The 21,860-nt window shown below is 36.7% G+C and carries 20 protein-coding genes; 9 read left to right on the plus strand and 11 right to left on the minus strand.

Going from position 1 to position 21,860, the window contains the following annotated elements:
- Positions 1 to 452: 452 nt before the first annotated feature.
- The 4 genes from KTI79_RS15020 to yccS form a co-directional block, all read right to left on the minus strand.
- Positions 453 to 1,238 (minus strand): YdcF family protein, encoded by a 786-nt coding sequence (locus tag KTI79_RS15020; protein ID WP_032056171.1) that lies wholly within the window; start codon positions 1,236 to 1,238, stop codon positions 453 to 455.
- Positions 1,239 to 1,351: 113 nt separating this feature from the next.
- Positions 1,352 to 3,934 carry a PepSY domain-containing protein gene (locus KTI79_RS15025; RefSeq protein ID WP_086375824.1) on the minus strand — a complete coding sequence of 861 codons (2,583 nt, stop codon included), beginning with the start codon at positions 3,932 to 3,934 and terminating at the stop codon, positions 1,352 to 1,354.
- 155 nt (positions 3,935 to 4,089) lie between these two features.
- Positions 4,090 to 4,665 (minus strand): SdpI family protein, encoded by a 576-nt coding sequence (locus KTI79_RS15030; protein WP_002116136.1) that lies wholly within the window; start codon positions 4,663 to 4,665, stop codon positions 4,090 to 4,092.
- A gap of 100 nt (positions 4,666 to 4,765) precedes the next feature.
- Positions 4,766 to 6,940, minus strand: coding sequence for a YccS family putative transporter (gene yccS / locus KTI79_RS15035; RefSeq protein WP_032056169.1), 2,175 nt, complete (start codon positions 6,938 to 6,940; stop codon positions 4,766 to 4,768).
- A gap of 127 nt (positions 6,941 to 7,067) precedes the next feature.
- Here yccS and KTI79_RS15040 point away from each other — a divergent pair, with 127 nt between their 5' ends.
- Positions 7,068 to 8,282: a multidrug effflux MFS transporter gene (locus KTI79_RS15040; RefSeq protein ID WP_086375825.1), complete on the plus strand. Its 1,215-nt coding sequence runs from the start codon at positions 7,068 to 7,070 to the stop codon at positions 8,280 to 8,282.
- Positions 8,283 to 8,307: 25 nt separating this feature from the next.
- On the opposite strand, the gene KTI79_RS15045 is transcribed toward KTI79_RS15040, so the two are convergent.
- Entirely contained in the window at positions 8,308 to 9,015 is a 708-nt protein-coding gene (locus KTI79_RS15045; protein WP_032056167.1) for a nitroreductase, read from the minus strand.
- A gap of 511 nt (positions 9,016 to 9,526) precedes the next feature.
- Here KTI79_RS15045 and KTI79_RS15050 point away from each other — a divergent pair.
- The 6 genes from KTI79_RS15050 to sbmA all read left to right on the plus strand — a co-directional run bounded on the left by KTI79_RS15050 (position 9,527) and on the right by sbmA (position 15,649).
- Positions 9,527 to 9,730, plus strand: coding sequence for a hypothetical protein (locus tag KTI79_RS15050; RefSeq protein ID WP_032056166.1), 204 nt, complete (start codon positions 9,527 to 9,529; stop codon positions 9,728 to 9,730).
- A 184-nt stretch (positions 9,731 to 9,914) separates the two neighbouring features.
- A complete protein-coding gene (locus tag KTI79_RS15055; RefSeq protein WP_079284424.1) occupies positions 9,915 to 10,055 on the plus strand; it encodes a hypothetical protein in 141 nt (46 codons plus the stop codon).
- 99 nt (positions 10,056 to 10,154) lie between these two features.
- Entirely contained in the window at positions 10,155 to 11,630 is a 1,476-nt protein-coding gene (locus tag KTI79_RS15060) for an alanine/glycine:cation symporter family protein (protein WP_032056165.1), read from the plus strand.
- 170 nt (positions 11,631 to 11,800) lie between these two features.
- Positions 11,801 to 12,775 carry a patatin-like phospholipase family protein gene (locus KTI79_RS15065; RefSeq protein WP_025469745.1) on the plus strand — a complete coding sequence of 325 codons (975 nt, stop codon included), beginning with the start codon at positions 11,801 to 11,803 and terminating at the stop codon, positions 12,773 to 12,775.
- Positions 12,776 to 12,979: 204 nt separating this feature from the next.
- Positions 12,980 to 14,215: a threonine ammonia-lyase gene (locus KTI79_RS15070; protein ID WP_032056164.1), complete on the plus strand. Its 1,236-nt coding sequence runs from the start codon at positions 12,980 to 12,982 to the stop codon at positions 14,213 to 14,215.
- Between the two features lie 237 nt (positions 14,216 to 14,452).
- Positions 14,453 to 15,649, plus strand: coding sequence for a peptide antibiotic transporter SbmA (gene sbmA / locus KTI79_RS15075; protein ID WP_032056163.1), 1,197 nt, complete (start codon positions 14,453 to 14,455; stop codon positions 15,647 to 15,649).
- Positions 15,650 to 15,687: 38 nt separating this feature from the next.
- On the opposite strand, the gene KTI79_RS15080 is transcribed toward sbmA, so the two are convergent.
- Positions 15,688 to 16,437 (minus strand): DUF4850 domain-containing protein, encoded by a 750-nt coding sequence (locus tag KTI79_RS15080; RefSeq protein ID WP_032056162.1) that lies wholly within the window; start codon positions 16,435 to 16,437, stop codon positions 15,688 to 15,690.
- 124 nt (positions 16,438 to 16,561) lie between these two features.
- Here KTI79_RS15080 and KTI79_RS15085 point away from each other — a divergent pair, with 124 nt between their 5' ends.
- Positions 16,562 to 17,626, plus strand: coding sequence for a DUF1176 domain-containing protein (locus KTI79_RS15085; RefSeq protein ID WP_032056161.1), 1,065 nt, complete (start codon positions 16,562 to 16,564; stop codon positions 17,624 to 17,626).
- 83 nt (positions 17,627 to 17,709) lie between these two features.
- A complete protein-coding gene (locus KTI79_RS15090; RefSeq protein WP_032056160.1) occupies positions 17,710 to 18,228 on the plus strand; it encodes a hypothetical protein in 519 nt (172 codons plus the stop codon).
- 55 nt (positions 18,229 to 18,283) lie between these two features.
- On the opposite strand, the gene KTI79_RS15095 is transcribed toward KTI79_RS15090, so the two are convergent.
- The 5 genes from KTI79_RS15095 to KTI79_RS15115 all read right to left on the minus strand — a co-directional run bounded on the left by KTI79_RS15095 (position 18,284) and on the right by KTI79_RS15115 (position 21,775).
- Positions 18,284 to 18,955 (minus strand): uracil-DNA glycosylase, encoded by a 672-nt coding sequence (locus tag KTI79_RS15095; protein WP_032056159.1) that lies wholly within the window; start codon positions 18,953 to 18,955, stop codon positions 18,284 to 18,286.
- Positions 18,948 to 20,093, minus strand: a complete 1,146-nt coding sequence (locus tag KTI79_RS15100) for a hypothetical protein (RefSeq protein WP_050679142.1) — start codon at positions 20,091 to 20,093, stop codon at positions 18,948 to 18,950. The genes KTI79_RS15095 and KTI79_RS15100 overlap by 8 nt, the downstream gene beginning before the upstream one ends.
- Positions 20,083 to 20,688, minus strand: a complete 606-nt coding sequence (locus tag KTI79_RS15105) for a hypothetical protein (RefSeq protein WP_032056157.1) — start codon at positions 20,686 to 20,688, stop codon at positions 20,083 to 20,085. Before KTI79_RS15105 ends, KTI79_RS15100 begins: the two co-directional genes overlap by 11 nt.
- Positions 20,685 to 21,089: a hypothetical protein gene (locus KTI79_RS15110; RefSeq protein WP_032056156.1), complete on the minus strand. Its 405-nt coding sequence runs from the start codon at positions 21,087 to 21,089 to the stop codon at positions 20,685 to 20,687. The genes KTI79_RS15105 and KTI79_RS15110 overlap by 4 nt, the downstream gene beginning before the upstream one ends.
- Positions 21,090 to 21,193: 104 nt before the next feature.
- Positions 21,194 to 21,775, minus strand: a complete 582-nt coding sequence (locus KTI79_RS15115) for a DJ-1/PfpI family protein (protein WP_199964129.1) — start codon at positions 21,773 to 21,775, stop codon at positions 21,194 to 21,196.
- Positions 21,776 to 21,860: the final 85 nt, after the last annotated feature.

The following is a 21,860-nucleotide window of genomic DNA, read 5'->3' on the forward strand; positions in this document are numbered from 1 at the left end:
GGCGCTTAGCTCAGTTGGTAGAGCGTCTGCCTTACAAGCAGAATGTCGGCGGTTCGATCCCGTCAGCGCCCACCATAATTTCTATCAGAAATTTAAAATTCCCTAAATTTATACTCATCTATAAATATCTTATACTTACATGTAAATTTATTTACTATGTGATTCAGTATAGATACAACTTTTCTATTCTAAAATTAAAGTCCTTATATCTTTAAGTTATTCTTTTTATTGATCGCTAGTTTTTTAATTTTTTAGCATTAGTGTTTCTTCATGCTTTTGATGGGATTCCTCAACCTCATTAAATTGCATTACTAGTAGTTAAAGATAAGCATCTAGCCTGTAATTTACTAGTTTTAGCTAATATCAGCTTTGTATTTGTACCGATCACCAATATTTTACAAGTAAAAAAACTGCTATTTTTTTAAATAACAGTTTTTTTTATTAAATTATTTTTAATATTCGTTTAAAAGCCAGCCACTTGCATATGCGAAATATTCACGTAACCATGCATTGTAGCGAGTAGCCAATAGCGTCTCGGCAGCGACTCCATAAACTTGGGTATAGCCCTGTTTTTTTGCGATTGCTACTGCTCGAGGTATATGAAAATCACTTGTCACAATAGCGATTGGCTGGTTTAAGGTAATCTGATGTTGTTCTAATAAGGGTTTACTATTTTTTAAATTAAGCTCAGTACTAGTACTCTTATCTTCAAGGATCATTTGATCTTTTACGATATGATACTTTTGTTCAAGATAACGAGACATAACCAATGCTTCGCTTTCTTTTTCTGAAAAATCAAGACCACCTGTTAGAATAATCTGTGCCTGCTGCTGTTTTAGGGCTAAAGGGCCGGCTTTATCTAAGCGTTTTGCAAGAATTGTGGATGGTTTGCCATTTTCGATACCACTTCCTAAGACAATAATTGCTTTTACAGGAGGAATATTATTTGAAGTATCTTTATTTTCTTTAATAAAGCTAAAAAAATAGCCTAAGCCAATTAACCATATCCAGAAGCATAACCATCCAAAACGCCAAAGTGTGTGTAAGCGATAGTGATAGAAGAAAAAGCGTTCTAAATGATAATAAAATAAGGAATATAGGCAGAAGAAAGCACCTAAAATTAAAGGAATAACGGTGCCTACATTAATTTTATTGAGACAAATTAGAACTAATCCATCTAGAAATAAAATCGAACCAATGATTGCTAGGAAAATACGGATCCACTTACTGACTTGCATTGTGCTTAGAGTTGCAATTTAAATTGCAGACAGTGTAAGCAAAATCATTCTGAATGCAATAAAAAACCGAGTAAAGCATTAAGCCATTACTCGGTTTTAGTTTTTATTGATCTTTAATAAACATCACGGCGGTAACGACCTTGTTGTCTTAACTCATCTACCCGTTCTTCACCTAAAATTTCGATAAGTGCTTGATCAACTCCGCTTGCCATACCATCAATACTACCGCATACATAAAGAACAGCGCCGCGTTCTATCCAGCTTACTAATTCTGCTGCATTCTGACGAATTACATCTTGAACATACATGCGTTGTTCTTGGTCTCTCGAAAATGCTAAATCAAGGCGTTTTAACATTCCTGTGGTTTTCCAGGCCTCAATAGTCGATTCATAGAAGAAATCACATGCTCTTTGACGTTCACCGAAAATTAACCAGTTTTCAGTGTAATCATGACGCGTACGGGTGTGTAATAGGCTCATTAAGCCAGCAATACCTGTTCCGTTACCAATACAAATAATAGGGCGGTTGTCATCAATTAGATGGAAAGATTCATTGGTACGAATACGCAAAGCAATTTCATTATTAACTTGGGTATGTTGAGTGAGCCAACCCGAACCTAAACCTAAGTTACTAGACGCATCATATTGTTGACGTACGACCAAACGAAGGACTTGTTGAGAAGGAATACTCGCAATCGAATACTCTCGTGTTGGTAAGTTAGGAAGCTGTTCTAATAAATGGTCCAGATTAGCAAATGGCTCAATTTCACCAGTTAAATCTTTATTCCAAAGTGCTTTTTCAATTGAAATCTGTAATGAATCAACTTTTGAATTTTTAAGAATATGGTGGTGCTGCAAAAACTCATTAATTCGTTCAGCACTATTGCCTGGCTGTATTTCAGCAATATCACCCGCTTGCCATATTGCCTCATGACTTGCTTTAAGTTCGATATTATAAGCAGGTTGACCTAAGCTATTTGGATTGAGTAAGTCGCGTTGCTGTAATGTCCAACTATCAAATACTTTTTCCAGATTTACCACATGCAAATCTAATTTAGTTGCCTTCGCGAGAGATTGATTCCAATTTTGAATATCCGATGGGTTTGCATTATCAACTTCAATTGTATTGAAGAGAGCATGGGCTCCATTGGCTTTGAGCCAAGCATCCACCGCATGGCCAAAACTACAATAAGTGTCTGGATATTCTTTAGAGCCTAGCGCTAGAACAGCATAGTTGATGTGCTTAAGATCCACATTCAATTTTAAAAGTTTCTTAGCAAAGCTTGTAGCAAGATCAGGAGCATCACCAGTACCATAAGTACTGATCACGAATAAAACCTGTTGATGTTGCTCTAAATCAGTTTGTGTTAGCTGCTGTACAGGTTTTACCTGAACAGGTTGATGAGCCTCTTGTAAACTTGTTGCCGTGCTCCAAGCTAGTTGTTCAGCTACACCTGTTTGAGTTGCATAGGTAATAAGCCAAGGTTTCGCATTTGGATCAATGTATTGTCCTGCTAAAGACTGACGAGCCGCCTGTGTTAATTTTTTCTGTTTACGGCGTTTAAGATACAGCATCCACCCAGTAACCAAGAACAAAGGCATTGCTAGAGAAGCAAGCATTGCAAAGAATTGATAAATTGGTCCAAAGAAGCTACCGCGGTGTACGGGTAACATGCTGCTCATAATCTTTTGATTAAGCTTTTTGTCTTCGTAAAGCTCCATCTTTTCGATGTTGCCAGTTTGATAATTATAGATGGCTTGGTTACGTGCCCGTTCGTGTTGTGGGGTAGCATCGACAAAGCTTAACTCAATTTTTCCATCATCTTTTTTCGGTAAGCTTAATGTTAGAGTCGAATAATCACGTCCGACCTGACTATTAAAGCCGCTCCATGTTTGATTAAGTGCTGTAATGAGCTGAGTATTATCTAATTGAGGCTCTGATTTTTTATCATTATTACGATCAGATTGTTTACCTTGCTGCATTCCACGATTTTGAGGAGTAGTGCCATGATCTTGTCGTTTAGGTTGTTCAACTCCCATCACTTTGAACATGCCACTACGCCACCAGTCATAAGACCAATATAGTCCTGTACATGCGAAAAGAAGATAAAAAACAATGACCCATGTGCCGACAACAGCATGTAGATCCCAAATAAAATTCCGGCCTTTGAGTTTCGGTTTAACAGCCAACCATTGACGAGCAGAATGCTTTTTAGGCCAACGTAAATATAACCCACTGAGTACGAAGTAAATTAGCATGAGTGCGCAGGCACCAGTAATTTGTTTACCAACTTCACCTGCTGTTAAATTACGATGAATTTGTTGTATGAGTAACAACAACTTTCGGCCTTTAACATCTGGAAGAACCTCAGCGTTATAAGGGTTCACCATCATATTATAGCCACGGCGTTCACCTTCTTTTTCAATGTTTACAATAGAAGAAGAGGTGGGGTTCTTGGCAATCGTAATGCTATTAATTTTGATTTCAGGTTGGGTTGTATTGAAATGCTGGTAAAGCTGAGCAGGAGTTAATTTTGGAGTGTTTTCAGCTTGAACAACATAACTATCAGAATTCACCCATTTTAAAATTTGTTGGTCATAAGAATAAATTGCACCTGTAACACCCATAATGGATAAGATTAGGCCAGCAGTAATACCCAGAAACCAATGAATTTGAAATAAAATTTTTTTAAACATGGTCGAAAATGTAAATATGATGGAGATCTTGTAACGAAGTATAGCCGAAGATTGGGGAGATAATATGGATTTTGGAGATAATATTAATTTTCATTATCATTTATTTTTAGCTTAATAAAAAACCTCCATGAGGAGGCTTTTTATAAAATCTAGACTTACAAGGTTTTTGGTTCGCCTACAGATTCTTTTAAGTGTGTGCGAATTGTGTTGAACGAGAAGTTTTTAGAATCCATGCGCTTAGGTAGGATATAAGCACCTTGTTGTTCTTGGCCTTTTGGATCTTTTACTTTGAAATTGACCAAAATAAAATCAGGTGTATTGTACCATTCGTAGATATTTTTCCATCCAATAGTACCTACGCCTTCTTGTAAGCCCATTTGTTGACGCATCACAATACCATGAGGCTGCACACCTAAACGAATACCTTTGATTTCCTGTACCGGAAATTCATTCATTTTACGTTTAACGTACCACTCTAATCCGTATTTACGACCTAGGTAGTAAAGTACAACAGCGACAATAGCAACCCAGCAAAAAACAGTAGAGTAGTTCTTAATAAAAATAAGACCTAATATAGCTAGGGCTAAAACGACACCCATAATTGCCCAAATTTTTGTGCTGATTTTATTAGTGCTGCGCCAGATAAGAAGCTGTGCATTACGTTGTTCAGCTTCTGACACGTCATAGGGAACAGGCTGAAGCGTATAAGCGTATAAAGTTTTCGCGGTCATAGTGCAAATAACAAATTGTAAACTGTTTTAAGTTTAGCATTAATTGGCATAAGTCAGGAAAGGATATTATGCCAATTTCATACTAATTTCTGACTCAAATTTATAATGATGCAAGCTCACTGGCATCATTATCAAGATCATGACTTAGCCGTTGTTTTAACATACTAAATCGGTTCAATACACCAAGCATGAGCGAGAGCTGCTGTAAAATAATGAGTGATTTTTGGTCTTCCTCATTATTTTGACTTAAACGTTGGCGTATCGTTTGGAGCATATTTTGCGCTGTAAGATCAGGCATCTCATCTCTTAGTAAAGCACCTTCAATGTCATCTAGCGCTTGGTCTAAAAGTTTAAGAACAGCTTGGTCCTGAATATTTTCTCGATGTGCCCCAAGTGCTGCGATATAACTTAAAAACGTATGGTTTAAACATAAAAATTCAAAGATATCGGATTTACGGGTAGGGTCAAAGTCTGGCTCAGTCGCTAAAGTTGAGATAAGTGAAGCAACCTCGGCATCAGTATTATGAGCAGCCCGTCTTACAATACGGTAATTCAGCGCATGATTGCGGCCTTCATGATATTGTTTAACGACTTCAGCTAAATAGTTACATTGAGCTTGTAATGAACGTCTGATGTTGCGGGGTAAACGTCGGAATTTCCAGTCAGGCCAAATAAAAGTCACGCCAAACCAAGCTAGCGCACATCCAATTAAAGTATCTACAAATCGAGGAATGGCAGCAGCCATTGCTGAACCGTCAAGATTAAAGTTGATTAATGCAAGAATGGTAATAAAGGCTGTTGCTTGAGCATATTGCTTACTACGTAACTCAAAAAATAGAACCCCACTTAATATCAACATAAATAGTTGTCCTTCGGTTGAAGGAATTAAGAAGATAATCGCAAGTCCAACGACAATACCAATTAAAGTTCCGACAATTCGTAAGCGTAAGCGACGTTTAGTTGCGTTGAAGTTGGGTTGGCTTACAAACAGAGCCGTAAGCATAATCCAATAGCCATACTCAATATTGGTCATTTGAATCAATACATATCCAATAAAAAGAACAATTGAGACGCGAATTGCATGGCGGAAGAGTACAGATTCGGGAGTTAAATTCTGTTTTATTCGGATAACAATATCATTCCATCCTTGTAAATCATCATCTTTAAGCTGGTTCTCGGCTTGTTTTACTTTATCGGATTGAATGTGTTGTTCAGTTTCCAAATTGAGCAACTGAGAGTCGATAGACTTTAAATTTTGGTACAAAGCGAAAAGAGCATTTACCCATAAAAGGTCATAATGCTGATCACGTCTTAACTTCTCTAAAGATAGTCTTAAGTTCTCAAAACTCTGCTTAAAACGTTTGTTATGGTTATAAGGTTTGCGTTGTAAAATACATTCGTTTAACTCTTGGCAAGCTTTGCCTTGAACCGCCAAAATTCGTTGAAATCTAAATAAAATATCGCTGTGTTGAAAAATTTTGGCTAACTTTTGATAGTCGATATGGGCTGAGTCAGCACGCTCATGAATGTCTTGAGCAACAAAATAATAATGTAGGCTTCGGCGTGTATCTTTTTGTCCACGGTCACCTTTTAAACGAGTCAATAATGCTGTTTTTAAGTCATTAAAAATCGTAATTAATTTACCATTTTCTAATGACAGCTCAATCATACTTTGCTGATAGCTGGCAGGCGTCATATCTACATCAAACAAATTTGACTTTGCAAATAGAAAATCACCTAGAGATGCATAAGACGCTGCGAGTTTGTCTTGAAGTTGGCGGACCGGAAATAATAAAAAGCTAATAGTGGCAATGAGGCCATACCATGCAGCACCTGCGACTAAAAGGGCCGGTTGAATATACCACTGATCGAAAAGGTGAACACCCAACATGGTATAGACCGAAACAACCAAACAGCCATAAGAAATGGTGGCGTAACGACGTCCCAGTGAACCTAGTAAAATCCAGCCAATACATGAAGCAATCAACCCTAAGGCAAAAGCCATTGGGTAGGGGAAAAGTAGTTGTACAGAAGCTGCAGTAACGAAGAACCCAATATAAGTATAAATTAGGTTCATGATTCGCACGGAAAAGCGATCATCAATATCACTCAAACCTGCTGCGACCACACCTAAAGTGAGTGGAATAGTTGCTAATTGATAGCCTAAAAAATAAGGCACGAAAGCAGTTCCTGAAAAGGCTATCAGCATTCGCACGTTATACATAAATGTTGTGTTATAAGTCGCTCTTTTTAGGCGTTTAAACCAAGATTTCAAAGGAAGTCCTTGCTGATCAACCTGAGTGATAAAGGATTTGTGTATTTCTACACCAATGTTGCACAAATCATACGATAGACAGTGTAAGCTTGTCTGTATGCAAATGAGTGAAAAATGAAATATCGTTATGTCTGAACAAACAGCCCAGCGTCAATACTCTATTGGCTGGATTATGTTGCTCGCTTTACTTACGGCTTTAGGGCCGTTATCCATTGATATGTACTTACCTGCGTTACCACAAATGGCCCATGATTTTGGGGTAAGTACGCAAATGGTGGCAAATACTCTACCAGCTTATTTTTTTGGTTTAGCCATTGGACAACTAGTTTATGGCCCTTTAAGCGATCGTATTGGTAGAAAGAAACCACTTTACTTTGGCCTCGCGCTTTATGCAGTCGCAAGCTTATTTTGTGTAATGGCTACTAATGAATGGAGCTTGATTGCGGCCCGTATTTTACAAGCTTTAGGTGGTTGTGTTGGTGTAGTCATGGCTCGTGCGGCAATACGTGATAAATTGGACGTTCAAGGCTCTGCACAAGCTTTCTCAAGCATGATGATTGTCATGGGACTTGCACCAATTTTGGCTCCTATGATCGGAGCATGGATTTTAATTTGGTTTCCGTGGCAGGCTATTTTTATTGCGCTTTCAATTGTGGGTGCGCTGTGTTGGCTATGCGTACATTTCTTTTTTAAAGAAACTTTGGCAAATGATAAAAGGCTTAAGCTATCGCTCTATCAAGTGGTGACTTTATATGGAGCTATTTTCAAAGATGCGAGTTTCCGCTTACCTACGTTTGCAGGCTGTTTAACAGGGGCTGCATTATTTTGCTATATCAGCTCAGCACCTGCAGTGTTTATGGATCAGTACGGACTTAATCAGCAAGAGTTTGCTTACGTGTTTGGACTAAATGCTTTTGGCATTATGTTGATGTCTTCTTTAAACAAGCATTTAACAACACGTGTTGAAATTACTAAACGCTTAAAATCGGGTTCCCTTGTGCAAGTGACTGGAGCCATCATTGTATTTATTGCTGGTTTAATCCCTGCAGCGCCTTTATGGCTTGTTATGGTAGGGTTATTTTTAGCTATTTCGGGTATTGGTTTAACAGGCCCAAATGCTATGGCGTTAGCAATGTCCAAACAAGGTGCTCGCGCTGGGACAGCAAGTGCAATTATGGGAAGTATGCAATTCGCTTGTGGCCTTTTAGGGGGCGTGCTTCTTAACTTCCTGATTTGGTCCGCATCGCTCAATATGGGCGTAATGATGGTGTTATTTACACTAAGTGGTTTTATTGTCGTATTGAAAGCGACACAACAGGTCAAAACCAAGCCATTCTCATAGCTTTTAGAGAATGGCCACTTATAGCTTATTCGTCTAGAAAAACTGTGAAATTTTCAACAGGTTCTCTAGGCGTAATAAAGGTATTTACAATGTGGTTAGGATCGGCATGACCTAATGCAATTGCACATACCAGTTCTTCGTCATCTGATGCACCTACTATATCTAAAACAATAGGGTGAAAATGATTCCAAGCTGCTTGTGGGCATGTATCTAAACCACGTGCCTTGGCAGCGACCATCACGTTTTGGATCATCATCGCGATATCCATTTTAGAACCGATTCCCATCGTTTTATTTACGGTAAAGAAAAGGCCGACTGGTGCATCAAACAATTTAAAATTGCGTAACTGCTGCTCAGCCATTTTTTCTTTTTCACCTTTTTTGATTTCGAGTAAACCATAAAGCCCCCAACCATTTTCACGGCGGCGGTCAATAAAAGGAGATATCCATTTTTCAGGATAATAGGCAAAAGTTTCTTTGTATTCTTCTGCAAGTTCAGGATTTTTTGAAACTTCAATTTGTGCAGCACAGACACGTTCAACTATTTCATCACGCTTTTTGCCTGTGACCACATAGATTTTCCATGGTTGGGTATTCGTTCCAGAAGGTGCTCGACTTGCGACTCGTAATATATCTTTAATGACTTCTGGCTCAATTGGGGTATTTAAAAAAGCGCGGACAGAATGTCGAGAAGTGATAGCTTCATCAACGAGACGAACTTGTTCCAGATTCATGAATACTCCTATATCCTTTTCTTAAATACTTAATACTTTTTGAAGCTTAATTTCACGTTTTGAAAGTACTTCATTTATAAGCAAAAAATATTAGAAAAGAGATATCCTTACAGATATGATAACTCGTTTGGTTTGGACATAATGTCTGATTAATTCTAATGTGAATATGCCACTTTAGATCTAAATAGACAAACAAAGTATGATGTTTTTTGACTATAAAAATAAATCTATGGCATCAGTTGGATTAAAAATCACTCAATTGAAAAAAAGGTATAATATGTTTAAAAACAGTACAAAGCAGATGATTTTGAATAAAAAACAATCGGAAATAACATAAAATTTTAATGAAAAACATACACAAAATTTTAAATTTCTGCATAATACCGACTTTTTTACGCAGGTATGATTTCTCCATACTCATGTTAGGAAAGAAATGGCTGCATACAAAATCCCTTTACAAAAGAATTTTGATGTAGAAATGGAGAAATACACGAGGAATAAGGAGCTTTACATGAGTCTACCACTCATCAACAAGCAGTTCATGAAACAAGGATTGGCGATTACCATTGCAACCATGAAAATGAACATGACTCACGCAACTACTGAGCTACAAGAAAAACAACAGCTTAGTACAGATCTAAACGCACTCTTCTTCAATCAAGGGGAAAGGAGCGCAGATAGTCGCGTTATGGCGATGGCTTGTTACAGTCTTTGAAATTTATATCCAGTTTAGACATTCGCTCTCAAGTATATGTAAATATGCTTATTGGCTTAAATCCAAATTTTGTATAACTCGATTAATTGATGGGAATCATTAGACGAGATTATTTAGCGGTGGTCATTTGTTAGTTTCCAAGTTTGTAGCTGAGTCGATCTATACTACTTTTCCGAAAAAGGAAGTGTTCAGTAGTGCGATGATATTATTTTTTTTGAAGGTCACATTCTCTCATGCAACCTTCAAAGGCTTAGTGTTGGGCATGATGTTGCTTAAACTTGTGACGATAATTGCTATTCAATTGACATTAAAAGTTTTTTCTTAAATGTACTGAAGGAGTCCCAATTTTGAGGGGCTTTTTTGTTTATTGCAGTATTTTGGCTTGTGCTAATAGCACATTAGCAAGAACGTAAGCGGACCGAGTATGAATGAACAACTCAATGCCACACTGATGTCGTGGGTACAATTTTTTAATGATCCTTTATGGGATTTTCTGGTTATTTTCTTGCTGGCTGTCGGTATTTTTTATACGGTCTTAACAGGGGCAGTGCAAATTCGCATGTTCTTGCAAAGTATTCGTGTCATGAAAAGTAGCCGTACAGAAGGCACAGATGAGCATGGCCTTACACCTTTCCAGGCGTTTGTAACGGGTCTTGCGAGCCGTGTTGGGGTGGGTAACATTGCCGGTGTGGCAATCGCGATTGCAATTGGTGGTCCTGGTGCAGTGTTCTGGATGTGGGTAACTGCTGTACTTGGTATGAGTTCTGCTTTTATTGAGTCTACACTTGCTCAGCTCTTTAAAGTTAGAGATAGCAAGACTAAGCAATTTCGCGGTGGACCGGCTTACTATATTACTCAAGGTTTACGCAGTAAAACCTTTGGTGTGGTCTTCGCACTAGCACTCATCTTTACTTATGGGTTCGTATTCAACTCAGTCCAAATCAATGCGATTGCTAATGCTTCTTCACATGCTTGGGGTTGGGACAAAGCTAATCTTATTGCTCATTTAGGTGGTGTTGATCTAGAAATTTCATGGGTTGGCCTTGCGCTTGTCGTTATGGTTGCATTGGCAATTTTTGGTGGTATTAAACGTATCGCTAAATTTGCAGAGATGTTTGTACCTTTAAAAGCGGGTCTTTATCTAGCCGTCGCTCTATATATCGCATTAAGCAACTATGCAATTTTGCCTGATATTTTAAAACTGATTGTGACTGAGGCTTTCCACTTCAATGCTGCGGCAGGTGGTTTCTTTGGTGCGGCTGTATCAATGGCAATGATGCAAGGGATTAAGCGTGGTTTATTCTCAAACGAAGCAGGTATGGGTTCGGCGCCAAACGCGGCTGCTGCATCTGATGTAAAACATCCTGTAAACCAAGGTTTAGTACAAATGCTTGGTGTATTCGTAGATACGTTCATTGTATGTACAAGTACTGCAATCATCATCTTAGTTTCAGGCGTTTACCAAGACGCAGGTTTTGTTGGTGTTGAATTAACACAACGTGCCTTAGAAACTCAAGTTGGACATTGGGGATCTGATTTCCTAGCTGTTCTATTATTCTTATTCTGTTATTCAGCTGTATTAGGTAACTATGCTTATGCAGAAGGTAATGTACAGTTTATTAATAACAACCCGAAAGTCATGTTCATCTTCCGTATTTTCGTATTGGTGATGGTGTACTTCGGTGCAATCGGTAGTGTTCCACTCGTTTGGTCAATGGCTGACTTGTTTATGGGAATCATGGCAACCATTAACTTGATTGCAATTTTACTATTAACGCCAATGGCACGTACTTTGTTAAAAGATTACCGCGAGCAATTAAAACGAGGCATTAAAGAGCCTGAGTTTAAAATTGACAAGTATCCAGAATTGAAGAAAAAAGTTGATTCAGATATCTGGTAAGTTTCAAAAGGCCTCTTATATATAAGAGGCCTTTTTCATATAGGGGATAAATAAAATACTTGAGTCTAAATTTTAAACATGACAAATTAAATAAATTCACTACAGCTTTTCACGAAAGTAGCAACTAAAATTGCAATCCGAACTTAATCCTCATAGTGCGAAGATGGGCCATGAAACAGCTTAAATTGTGGGTTCTCGGACTCTCTATGGTGTTGGCGGGATGCCAGACCACCACACACTTGTCTGCTGCTCTAAAACCGCAAACGACAGAAGCTTATGCTCGTTCTGTTGATCAGCCATTTGCAAGAATTAAAAAAATGCAAAAACGTCCTGTTGTCGCGCTTGTATTGGGTAGTGGTGGAGCACGAGGTTATGCTCATATCGGGGTGATTGAAGTTCTAGAACAACATGGTATTCGCCCGGATTTTATTGTAGGTACGAGTGCGGGTAGTATTGTTGGGGCAATTTATGCCAGTGGTAAAACACCTGCTGAACTGCGTGATACTGCTTTAAAAATGAAAGCTGGTGATGTCCGTGATATTAGTATCGGATTAAAAGGTTTTTTTGATGGCAAAAAAGTAGAGAACTACGTTAATCAGCAAGTAAATAACATGCCACTCGAAAAAATGAAGATTCCAATGTATGTGGTGGCAACTGAACTGAAGCATGGTACCAAAACCGTATTTAACTACGGCAATACTGGTCAAGCCGTAAGAGCCTCTGCTTCCATTCCGAGTATGTTTGTGCCGACTAAAATTGGTAAATCTGAATATGTCGATGGCGGGTTAGTGAGCCCTGTGCCAGTTGAAGTGGCTCGTGATTTAGGTGCTGATGTCATTATTGCAGTTGATATTTTAGCTCAACCTATTTACACAGAAACTTCGAATGTATGGGGATTGTTTAACCAGAATATTAATATCATGCAAGGGCGTTTGGCAGCAGAAGAATTGCAATATGCAGACGTTGTTATTCAGCCAGACTTAAGAGAAAAAGCACATATTTTTGATGTCAAAGGCCGTGAAGCTACTATGAAATCTGGTATAGACGCAGCTAATGCCAAGCTTTCTGATATTCAGTTTGCTATTGATGAAAAAATAGCTGAACAAAATATGTCTACGGAAGGTTTAAGTGCTCAAAGCCAATAAATAAACGTTAATATTTTGAGAATTAAATAAAAAAGTCCACAACGGGCTTTTTTTATGGAAGTTAAAACTCCAATTTTTGGAATAAAATTTTTTGTATATTAGAGACATGTTGGATATGCTGAAAACTCTAATGGTTAATATGAAATATTGTTGCCGTTTTTTAAAAAATAATTGATTTGTAGTGTATTGAGGCTGACTAGATAAATGATACAGCAACAGGTTAAAAATGGCTTTCCAACATTAGATGATGTTTATGCTGCCGCAGAGCGTTTGGAAGGTTTAGTTGTAAAAACTCCCTTTGTTTTCTCAGAAACCATTTCTAAAACCTTAGGGGCTGAGATGTGGTTGAAATTTGAAAACTTACAATTTACAGCTTCATTTAAAGAGCGGGGTGCTCTGAATAAACTGTTGTGTTTATCTGAACAAGAAAAGCAACATGGTGTTATTGCAGCTTCGGCAGGCAACCACGCCCAAGGTGTAGCCTATCATGCTCAGCGGACAGGTGTGACTGCGACTATTGTAATGCCGAAATCTACGCCAAACGTTAAGGTACAACGAGTACGTGAGTATGGTGCGCGCGTTATTTTGCATGGGCAGGATTTTTCGGAAGCTGCTGCTGAAATGCACCGTGTTGCGCAAGAAGAATCTTTAACGATTATACACCCATTTGATGATGCTGAAATTATTGCGGGTCAAGGCACCATTGCACTTGAAATGCTTGCGGCTGTGCCTGATTTGGATATTTTGGTTGTGCCAATTGGTGGTGGTGGTTTAATTTCTGGTATTGCAATTGCTGCTAAAGCGATCAATCCAAAAATTAAAATTATTGGGGTGCAATCGGTTGTATACCCAAGTATGGCAAAACTACTGTGCAATTATCAACATGCGGTTTCAATGGGCTCTACTGTTGCTGAGGGTATTGCGGTAAAAACTCCAGGTGAGCTTACGACCCAAGTTGCTAAAGAATATGTTGATGACATTGTCGTTGTCACTGAAGACATGATTGAAGAAGCGATTGCACTATTACTTAATATTGAAAAAACAGTATGTGAAGGAGCAGGAGCGACAGGTATTGCTGCAATTATGTCGCGTCCCGATCTGTTTTTAGGTCATAAATTGGGCGTGGTGCTGTCGGGTGGCAATATTGATACACGTGTTATGGTCTCTGTGTTGCAACGCCATTTAACGCGTACAGGCCGTATGGTGCGTATTCGTGTTGAATTACCGGACAATCCAGGTGCTTTAGCTCGTTTGACGGCCATTATTGCTGAGCAAGGTGGTAATATTTATGAACTACGTCATGAACGCTTTGCGGCAACAAGCCGTGCCAAAGAAAGCGCTGTAAGCGTTGATGTAGAGTTAAAGAGTGCCTCAGACCTAGATTTGCTCATTCAAGCAATGCAATTAGAAGGCTATATTGTTCGTAAAGAAGAGATTTAATCTCTGATATCACTGTGTTATAAAAGCTGTATATGGCTCTATCAAGAGTCATATACAAGGTAATTTAAATGGATTAAATTGCCAAAAAGGGATTAATTTACAAAAAAACGATCAAATCCTTCAATGGAATAGGAAAAACTGACAATTCTCTAAACTTTACCCTTCACAATTTTAAGGTTTAGGTTTTAGTATTCCTTTCATTGTAAATTTGAAGAAATATAGGGATATCCACGCTCAATGTTCAAATCATTTTTTCCATCACCAAGGTATTTCTTTATATCTGCGGTCATTTGGATCGCGCTCAATATGGTGCTCTGGTATACAGGTGGAGATCACTGGGGAGAGTATTTAGGCTTTCCGCAGGGTTATGCAGAGGCTGAATTGCCTATTGGCGTAAGCCGTTTTTGGTCGCCTGCTTTTTTATGGTTCTATCTTTGGTTTTTAATCTCTACTGCGCTTTTTGCTGGCTTTTGGAAAATTATTTCTAATAATCCTTGGCAGCGTTGGTCAGTGTGGGGTTCAGCGTTTATTCTGTTCAATATTTGGTTTGCTGTTCAGGCTAGCGTTGCGATTAATGCATGGTATGTACCATTTTGGGATTTAATTCAAAAAATGCTTTCGAGTGGAGGAGGAGATCTCTCGGCATTATATAGCGAGACAATGGTCTTTCTTTATATTGCTATGGTTGCCGTGACTCTTGCTGTGATTAATGCCTTTTTTACAAGCCATTATGTATTCCGCTGGCGTACAGCAATGAATGAATATTACACAGAAAATTGGGAAAAACTACGTCATGTTGAAGGTGCTTCGCAGCGTGTGCAAGAAGACACTATGCGCTTTGCAACAATTCTGGAAGATTTAGGGGTAGAGTTAGTAAAAGCGGTTATTACCTTGATTGCGTTTTTACCGATTCTATTTCAACTGTCTAAACATGTTCCCGTTTTACCAATTGTTGGTGAGTTAAATCATTCTTTAGTATGGGCCGCAATAGTGTGGTCAATTTTCGGTACAGTTCTATTAATGGTAGTAGGGATTAAGTTGCCAGGTTTGCAATTTAACAATCAGAAAGTAGAAGCGGCTTATCGTAAAGAACTTGTTTATGGTGAAGACCATGCTGATCGTGCAAAACCTGCTACCTTGCGTGAGTTATTTAGTAATGTACGTAAAAATTATTTCAGACTTTACTTCCATTATGCCTATTTTAATATGACAGCTATTTGGTATGGCCAACTTGATGTTTTATATAACTTGGTTGTCCTTTTCCCATCAATTGCTGCTGGTAAACTCACATTAGGTTTAATTCAACAAATTGCAAATGTATTTGGGCGTGTACGGGAATCCTTCCAATACTTAATTAGTTCATGGAAAACAATTATTGAACTGCTTTCAATTTATAAGCGTTTAAAAGCTTTTGAATCGATATTACATAAGTAAAAAAAGCCCGCGAAAGCGGGTTTTTTATAAGTATTGGATTAGTGCATTGTATTATAAAAATTGAGAATAGGACCAACTAAAGACTGCTGCGATTTATCTAAGGTGACTTGAATTTCTTTATAGTTAAACGTGTCTTCATCATCATATTTGGCAATACCATGGGTTTTATTGTTCACTTGCGGAATTTGGTAACTAAAAAAAGCCACTTTTTTAGAAGGGTAAACAATATTAATCAGTTTTTTAGGGTCTTTGAATCCGCCATATTCATTTACAAGACTTTCTTTTAATAGTTCAGGAAAATAAAGCGTTGCATTTGGTAGTCCACAGCCAACGCAAAATGAAGAGTCGTAAAGTTCTATAGCTTGTTTTTGATCTGTACTCATTATTAGAGCAAAACCAGTCCCATTAGCGCCTGCATTTGCTTGCACATCTTGCCAATTACTTGGAACGAGCACCAAACCTGTTTCAGGTAATGCAAGAAGCTTGAGTTGTTTTGCATGTTGAGCATCGAGTTTAAAATTAAAATGGCAGCTTTTAGGTGTACAGGTTTCAAAGTCTTTAAGTAAACCATTCTCTGTTGGGCTTTGTGCTGTAACACCATAAAACGGGACTGTAACGCCGTTTAAAAACTTTGCCTCTCCTAGAGCGTAGAATTGATTATCTGCTTTGCGGGTTGCAGCAGAGCTATAAAACTTTGGAAAATGGGGAGTAAAGCTTTTTACTTCTGCATAAACATTTGAATTTAGGCTGACTAATGTTGCCCATAATAAAAAATTTAGTTTTTTCATTTTTAGAAAGTAATCAATTTAAATCTTATATAAATCTAACATATTCTTTTAAACTAGACGGTAACTCAAAATTTAACGCTATTGTTAACTTCATAATAAAACAGACGTGTAGAGACATGAAAAAATGAAAAATATACTTTCAATTGGTTGTTTGGCAGTAATAAGCTCTTATAGTTTTGCTCAAGATATAAAAGGTATTTCATTTTCTCACCAAGAGTGGGAAATCTATTGCAGTAATACAGGCACCTGTAAGGCAGCAGGGTATCAAAATGAGGAAAATAGTGACAATCCTGCTTCAATTTTATTAACACGTAAAGCTGGCCCAAAACAACCTGTGCAGATTGAATTTGCTTTATCAGACTATGAACAAAGCATGCCAGCAAACCAGCTTAAAAATATTCATTTTTATATAAATGGCAAAGATTTAGGAGCTGTGAGTGTAGATGGTACTGAGTTACCACTTATGGGTAAACTGAACAGCTCGCAAGTCAATGCTGTACTACAGCAATCCAAACAGAAGACCGAAATTGTATTTAAAAATGCACAGCATAAATGGAAAATTTCTGATGCTGGTATGACTGCTGTGTTACTAAAAATGGATGATTTTCAGAAGCGTATCGGAACTGTTGGGGCTTTGGTTAAAAAAGGCAGCACCAATGAAACCAAAGTGCTTATGCCTGAGCCAAAACTACTTGTTAAACGTATTAAGACTTCAAACAAACCTTATTTAACTTTACAGCCTAAAAATAAACAGTACCAGGCAATACACCGTAGTTTGATGACTGCTAAACCCAATCCTAAAGAAGACTTTTGTGAAGGAATTTATGGTGGTAATAGTGATGAAGCCCAACCACAGAAAATTGAGCTATATAAACTAACCAATAAGAAAGTTCTGGCGACTACGTTGTGTTGGAGAGGCGCCTATAACGAAGGATATGGTGCTTGGGTACTCGATGAGTCTTTAAATGGTAAGGCCGCGTTTGTGACTGAATCCGCTTCAGATTTTGATAGCGGTATTATCAGTAGTGCTCAAAAGGGAAGAGGCATTGGAGACTGTTGGGCAAGTGAAGAATGGGTGTGGGATGGCAAGAGTTTTGTACAGACTAAGGATATGTGGACAGGGATGTGCAAAGGCTTGGCAGCAGGTGGAGTGTGGGAACTTGATCGAATAGAGTCTGTGGTGAAATAGGTATTTTGCGGTTACAGAGTCATAACAGGTAACACCACTAGCTCTGTGATACAAAGAACAGATTGTTTATTGGAGCTAGACCTATGTCACGTCAAGTTTATGCGATTGCCCGCCGTAAGTTTTCACATTTGAGCCGTTCAGTTTGTATGGCAGTTGCTGTACTGGGTACAACACAAATTGCGATGGCTGGCCCAACAGTTGATCAGTTAAGTGACTGTTTAGTTAAGGCTACAACGGCTTCAGACAAAACTACGGTACTTCAATGGACATTTACAGCTTTAGCTGCCCATCCAGATTTAAAAGCATTTAGTAATGTAACGCCTGAGCAAAAAGATCAGTTAGACCAAAAACTGGCTCAGGTTTTACAACGTGTGATTGTGGAGCAATGTTCTACCCAAACTAAAGCTGTGATTCAGACTGAAGGTGTTAAGGCGGTTGGGGAAGCTTTCCAACAGTTAGGCCAAAGTGCTGGTGAAGATATTGTTAAAGATCCCGCAGTTAAACAGCAACTGCAGGGCACATTACGCTATATCGACTTAAATAAATTAGTGACTACGTTTTTAACACCAGAGATTTGGAATAAGTTAGGAATTACACGGTAATTTTATATGTGAGATAGATCCATAAACTTAAATTCGATAATTAAACAAATAAATCTTAAAAAAGATTTATTTGTTTTTCATTGTCAATCTGATATAAATTTTTCATTTGAGTTTTAAAAATGGTAACTCCACCATAGCTAGGATGCCTTACCGAAGCTATTGGAATATCAACAAATTTTATTTTTTTTAAGGAATTAACAGAATCATTGCCAATGCAAATAATTCTTTTTATATTCAAAGAGGTAATCAATAGCTCAAGTATTCTTAAACCAAAAATTTCCTCTTCTCTATTAAATTTTCTATTGGTAAGTTGATTATTTGTTTCATAAGGGTGAAAAGGATATATATTCCAAAATATAATATTATTAGGAAGATTATTGAAAATTTCCCATATTGTATTAGCTGAGACTTCTGATGAAATAATTTTGCTTTTTGATAATATTTTTAGATCTAAACCTAACTTTAAATTTAGTTTCTCAATATTATTTTCACTTGTAAATGGAATACCCGTTCTTCGGCCTCCTTTATAACCTAAATCTCTTCCTATCCATAAATCAATAGTATTTAACTTAGAAAAATATTTTAAGTATTCCTCTAAATTTTTCTTTCTCACTTTATATGAGTTCTTGGCATCAAAATAATCACATGTATCTTTGTATGGGTTAAATGAATCCTCAAAACTTTGCTTTGATAACTCAGATATGATTAATTTTAATTTCTTATTCATTTTTTATTTTCTCAAACTCTATGGATCTTTCTGTCAAATCAATATTTATTATTCCGACTTTATGAGTTGTTAATTCCCTAAAAACTTTGAAACCCTCATAAATAGCCTTTTTCCATAAAGCTGGTGGACAATTTTCTACTTCATATCCTTTTACAAAAAGTTGGACGTTTTTTATTAGTTTTGTTGATATATCTTTTTGATTTACAAAATAATTGTATTCTTTTGCTTGATTGAAAATCCAAGCGGAAATTCCTTCTTCAACAACTATGGCTCTTCCAGAATCTTCATTTTCGTCAAAATCAGGTTTACTTTTCCTTTTTCTTTTTAATAAAGCACGGAATACTGGAGACCAATGAAGTATTGCAGTATATGAAATATGGAATACATCATGATATCGATAATTATCTCTGTCTTTATGATTATCAGTTAAAGGGTCACCAAGAAATACATCTCCATATTTCATGTGAATACGTCCAGAAGAGCGTTGAACAAACTCGATTTTTATTTTATCAGGAAATTTTTCATCTTCTGGAAATGTATAGTCAAAAGGTTTTTCAATTTTAGGATATTCATCTTTAATTTTATCCCATTCAAAATTATCATTTTTAATTTTTTTAGAGTTTGTATTTATAATCTTTTTCAAATCTTTTTGATAAAAAAATAAAATTCTCCAAAAAGTTTTAAGAAATCCAGTGAAACTATCTTCATCTTTATTTTTTAGTTCTTTAGACTTCTCATTTAAACTGAATAATAGATCATTTTTAAATTTTTGATGATCTTCTAAAGAGTCTTTTTCTACAATATAAGGAAGATATTTAGGTTCAATCTTTTCTAAAAATTCAGGTTTATATAATATTTGGCTAGTCTTTTGAATGAGATCTTCTAATGAAAAGCCTAATTCAATAGTTGCCATTGTAAAGTACCATAAAATATCCCCAAGTTCTTCTTCAACTTCTAACTGAGTAATTTTAGTCATTTCACCTAAAGCTTCTTCTTTAATTTTTCGCTTGGATATAGATAATAAGCTACCTATTTCTCCATATAATCCAAGAAGAGCGTAATCAAAGCGATTTTTCTCAATTTGACAAGTGTTATTAACAAGGCACTGATAGTCTTCAATGAAGTTATTACCATTCATTAGGATCCCCCTGTATTCCTCTTGGTAAACTATCCCAATAGTTTTTTAAAAATTTTTTAAAATCTGGATGAAATCTATTTTTATGATGCCTTTTTATTGAGATATTTTTATAAGTATCTCTATCAGTACATAAACCTAAAGGTATATCTATAGAATTACTACCAAAATAAACGAAGTTGTCACTAATAAGAACTTTATCTACTTGGGTGTCATGTAAGATATTCCCTTTATGGTTAATACCATTTTTATAAGAGTGATGTGAATCGAGTTGTTTAAAATCACCATTTTTATCATTATAATAGATATTATCTCCATATTGTCTTTTAGGAGTTGCATAGACAATTGGTTTTTTAAATTCAAATCTTGGATCATTAAAATACTCATTAAAACTTAGTATTTCAGTAACCTGCATTGCATAAATTATCTTTTTTGTATTTGCTTTCCTATACTTGGCCCCTGCTAAACCAAAAATTACATCACCAATTTGAGCAGATTTTCGTGTTCTAGGTTTACAATCCGCTAAAGTGCAATAGCCGAAAAATGGATTAGGTGCAAATCCATAATCTCGATCTACTATATAAGAAAAGAATTTCATTTTAACCGTTTTCCTGTTTTACAATTCACTCTAATTATTTCTTTAGTTTCTAGTTCTAAACAATCTGGTGTTTGAAGTATTACTTTCTTCTTTTCTAAAATTGAGTTTAATAAAGGAATATTGTCTTCACAAATAATAGAGTCAAAAAGATCTTCTAAGTTTTTAGAAAGATATTTTGTCGAAGATGATTTTGCCCATACACCTAAAATATAAGTAGACTGTCTCATCTTTTCTAAAATTTTTTCTTCAAATGGATGTAGGTCTTGATCTATCAATATGATTAATTCATTAATATTAATGTTGCTATTATCTGTATAAAGATAGCTTAAATACTCCTTATCTAAGGTATTTTGAATTTTATTTAGCAAAGTTGAATTTTTCCCATATAAAATGATTGTCATTAATTTTTCCTTAATATGTCTATTTTAATCTATAAAAGTTTTATATTATCTGTAAATATATTGAAATTAGTTCTATCAGTAAAGAGTTGAATTAAATTAAATATTTAATAAATACTAATCTTAGCCCCTAAAACTTTCACAAATTGAGCTAACCAAGCTGGATGTGCCGGCCAAGCTGGAGCAGTCACCAAATGACCATCTGTAAGTGCTTCAGTCACAGCAATATCTGCGTATTGTCCACCTGCCAATTTTACTTCGGCTGCACATGCTGGATAAGCTGAGCAGAGGCGGTCTTTTAATACATCTGCCGCAGCGAGTAACTGTGCACCGTGGCATACAGCTGCAATTGGTTTTTTCACTCTATCAAACTCACGTACAATTTCAATAACACGTTCATTCATGCGTAAATACTCTGGTGCACGGCCACCCGGAATCACTAGACCTACATAGTCTTCGGTATTAATGGCATCAAAATCATAGTTAATGGCAAAATTGTGACCGCGTTTTTCACTATAAGTTTGCTCGCCTTCAAAATCATGAATAGCCGTCGCAATATGATCACCGTTCTTTTTATTTGGGCAAACAGCATGCACGGTATAACCTAAACCTGTTAAGAACTGAAAGGGAACCATAGTTTCATAGTCTTCTGCATAGTCACCGACCAACATTAAAACCTTTTTAGACATGATTTATCTCTCTTTTTAAAATATAAGTTATCTAAATTCTTAATTTAAATTAGCACAGTCACTGAGTAATTTTTTAGGAAAAAAG

The organism is Acinetobacter sp. WU_MDCI_Abxd143 (assembly GCF_025514195.1).
Taxonomy (GTDB): domain Bacteria; phylum Pseudomonadota; class Gammaproteobacteria; order Pseudomonadales; family Moraxellaceae; genus Acinetobacter; species Acinetobacter pittii_H.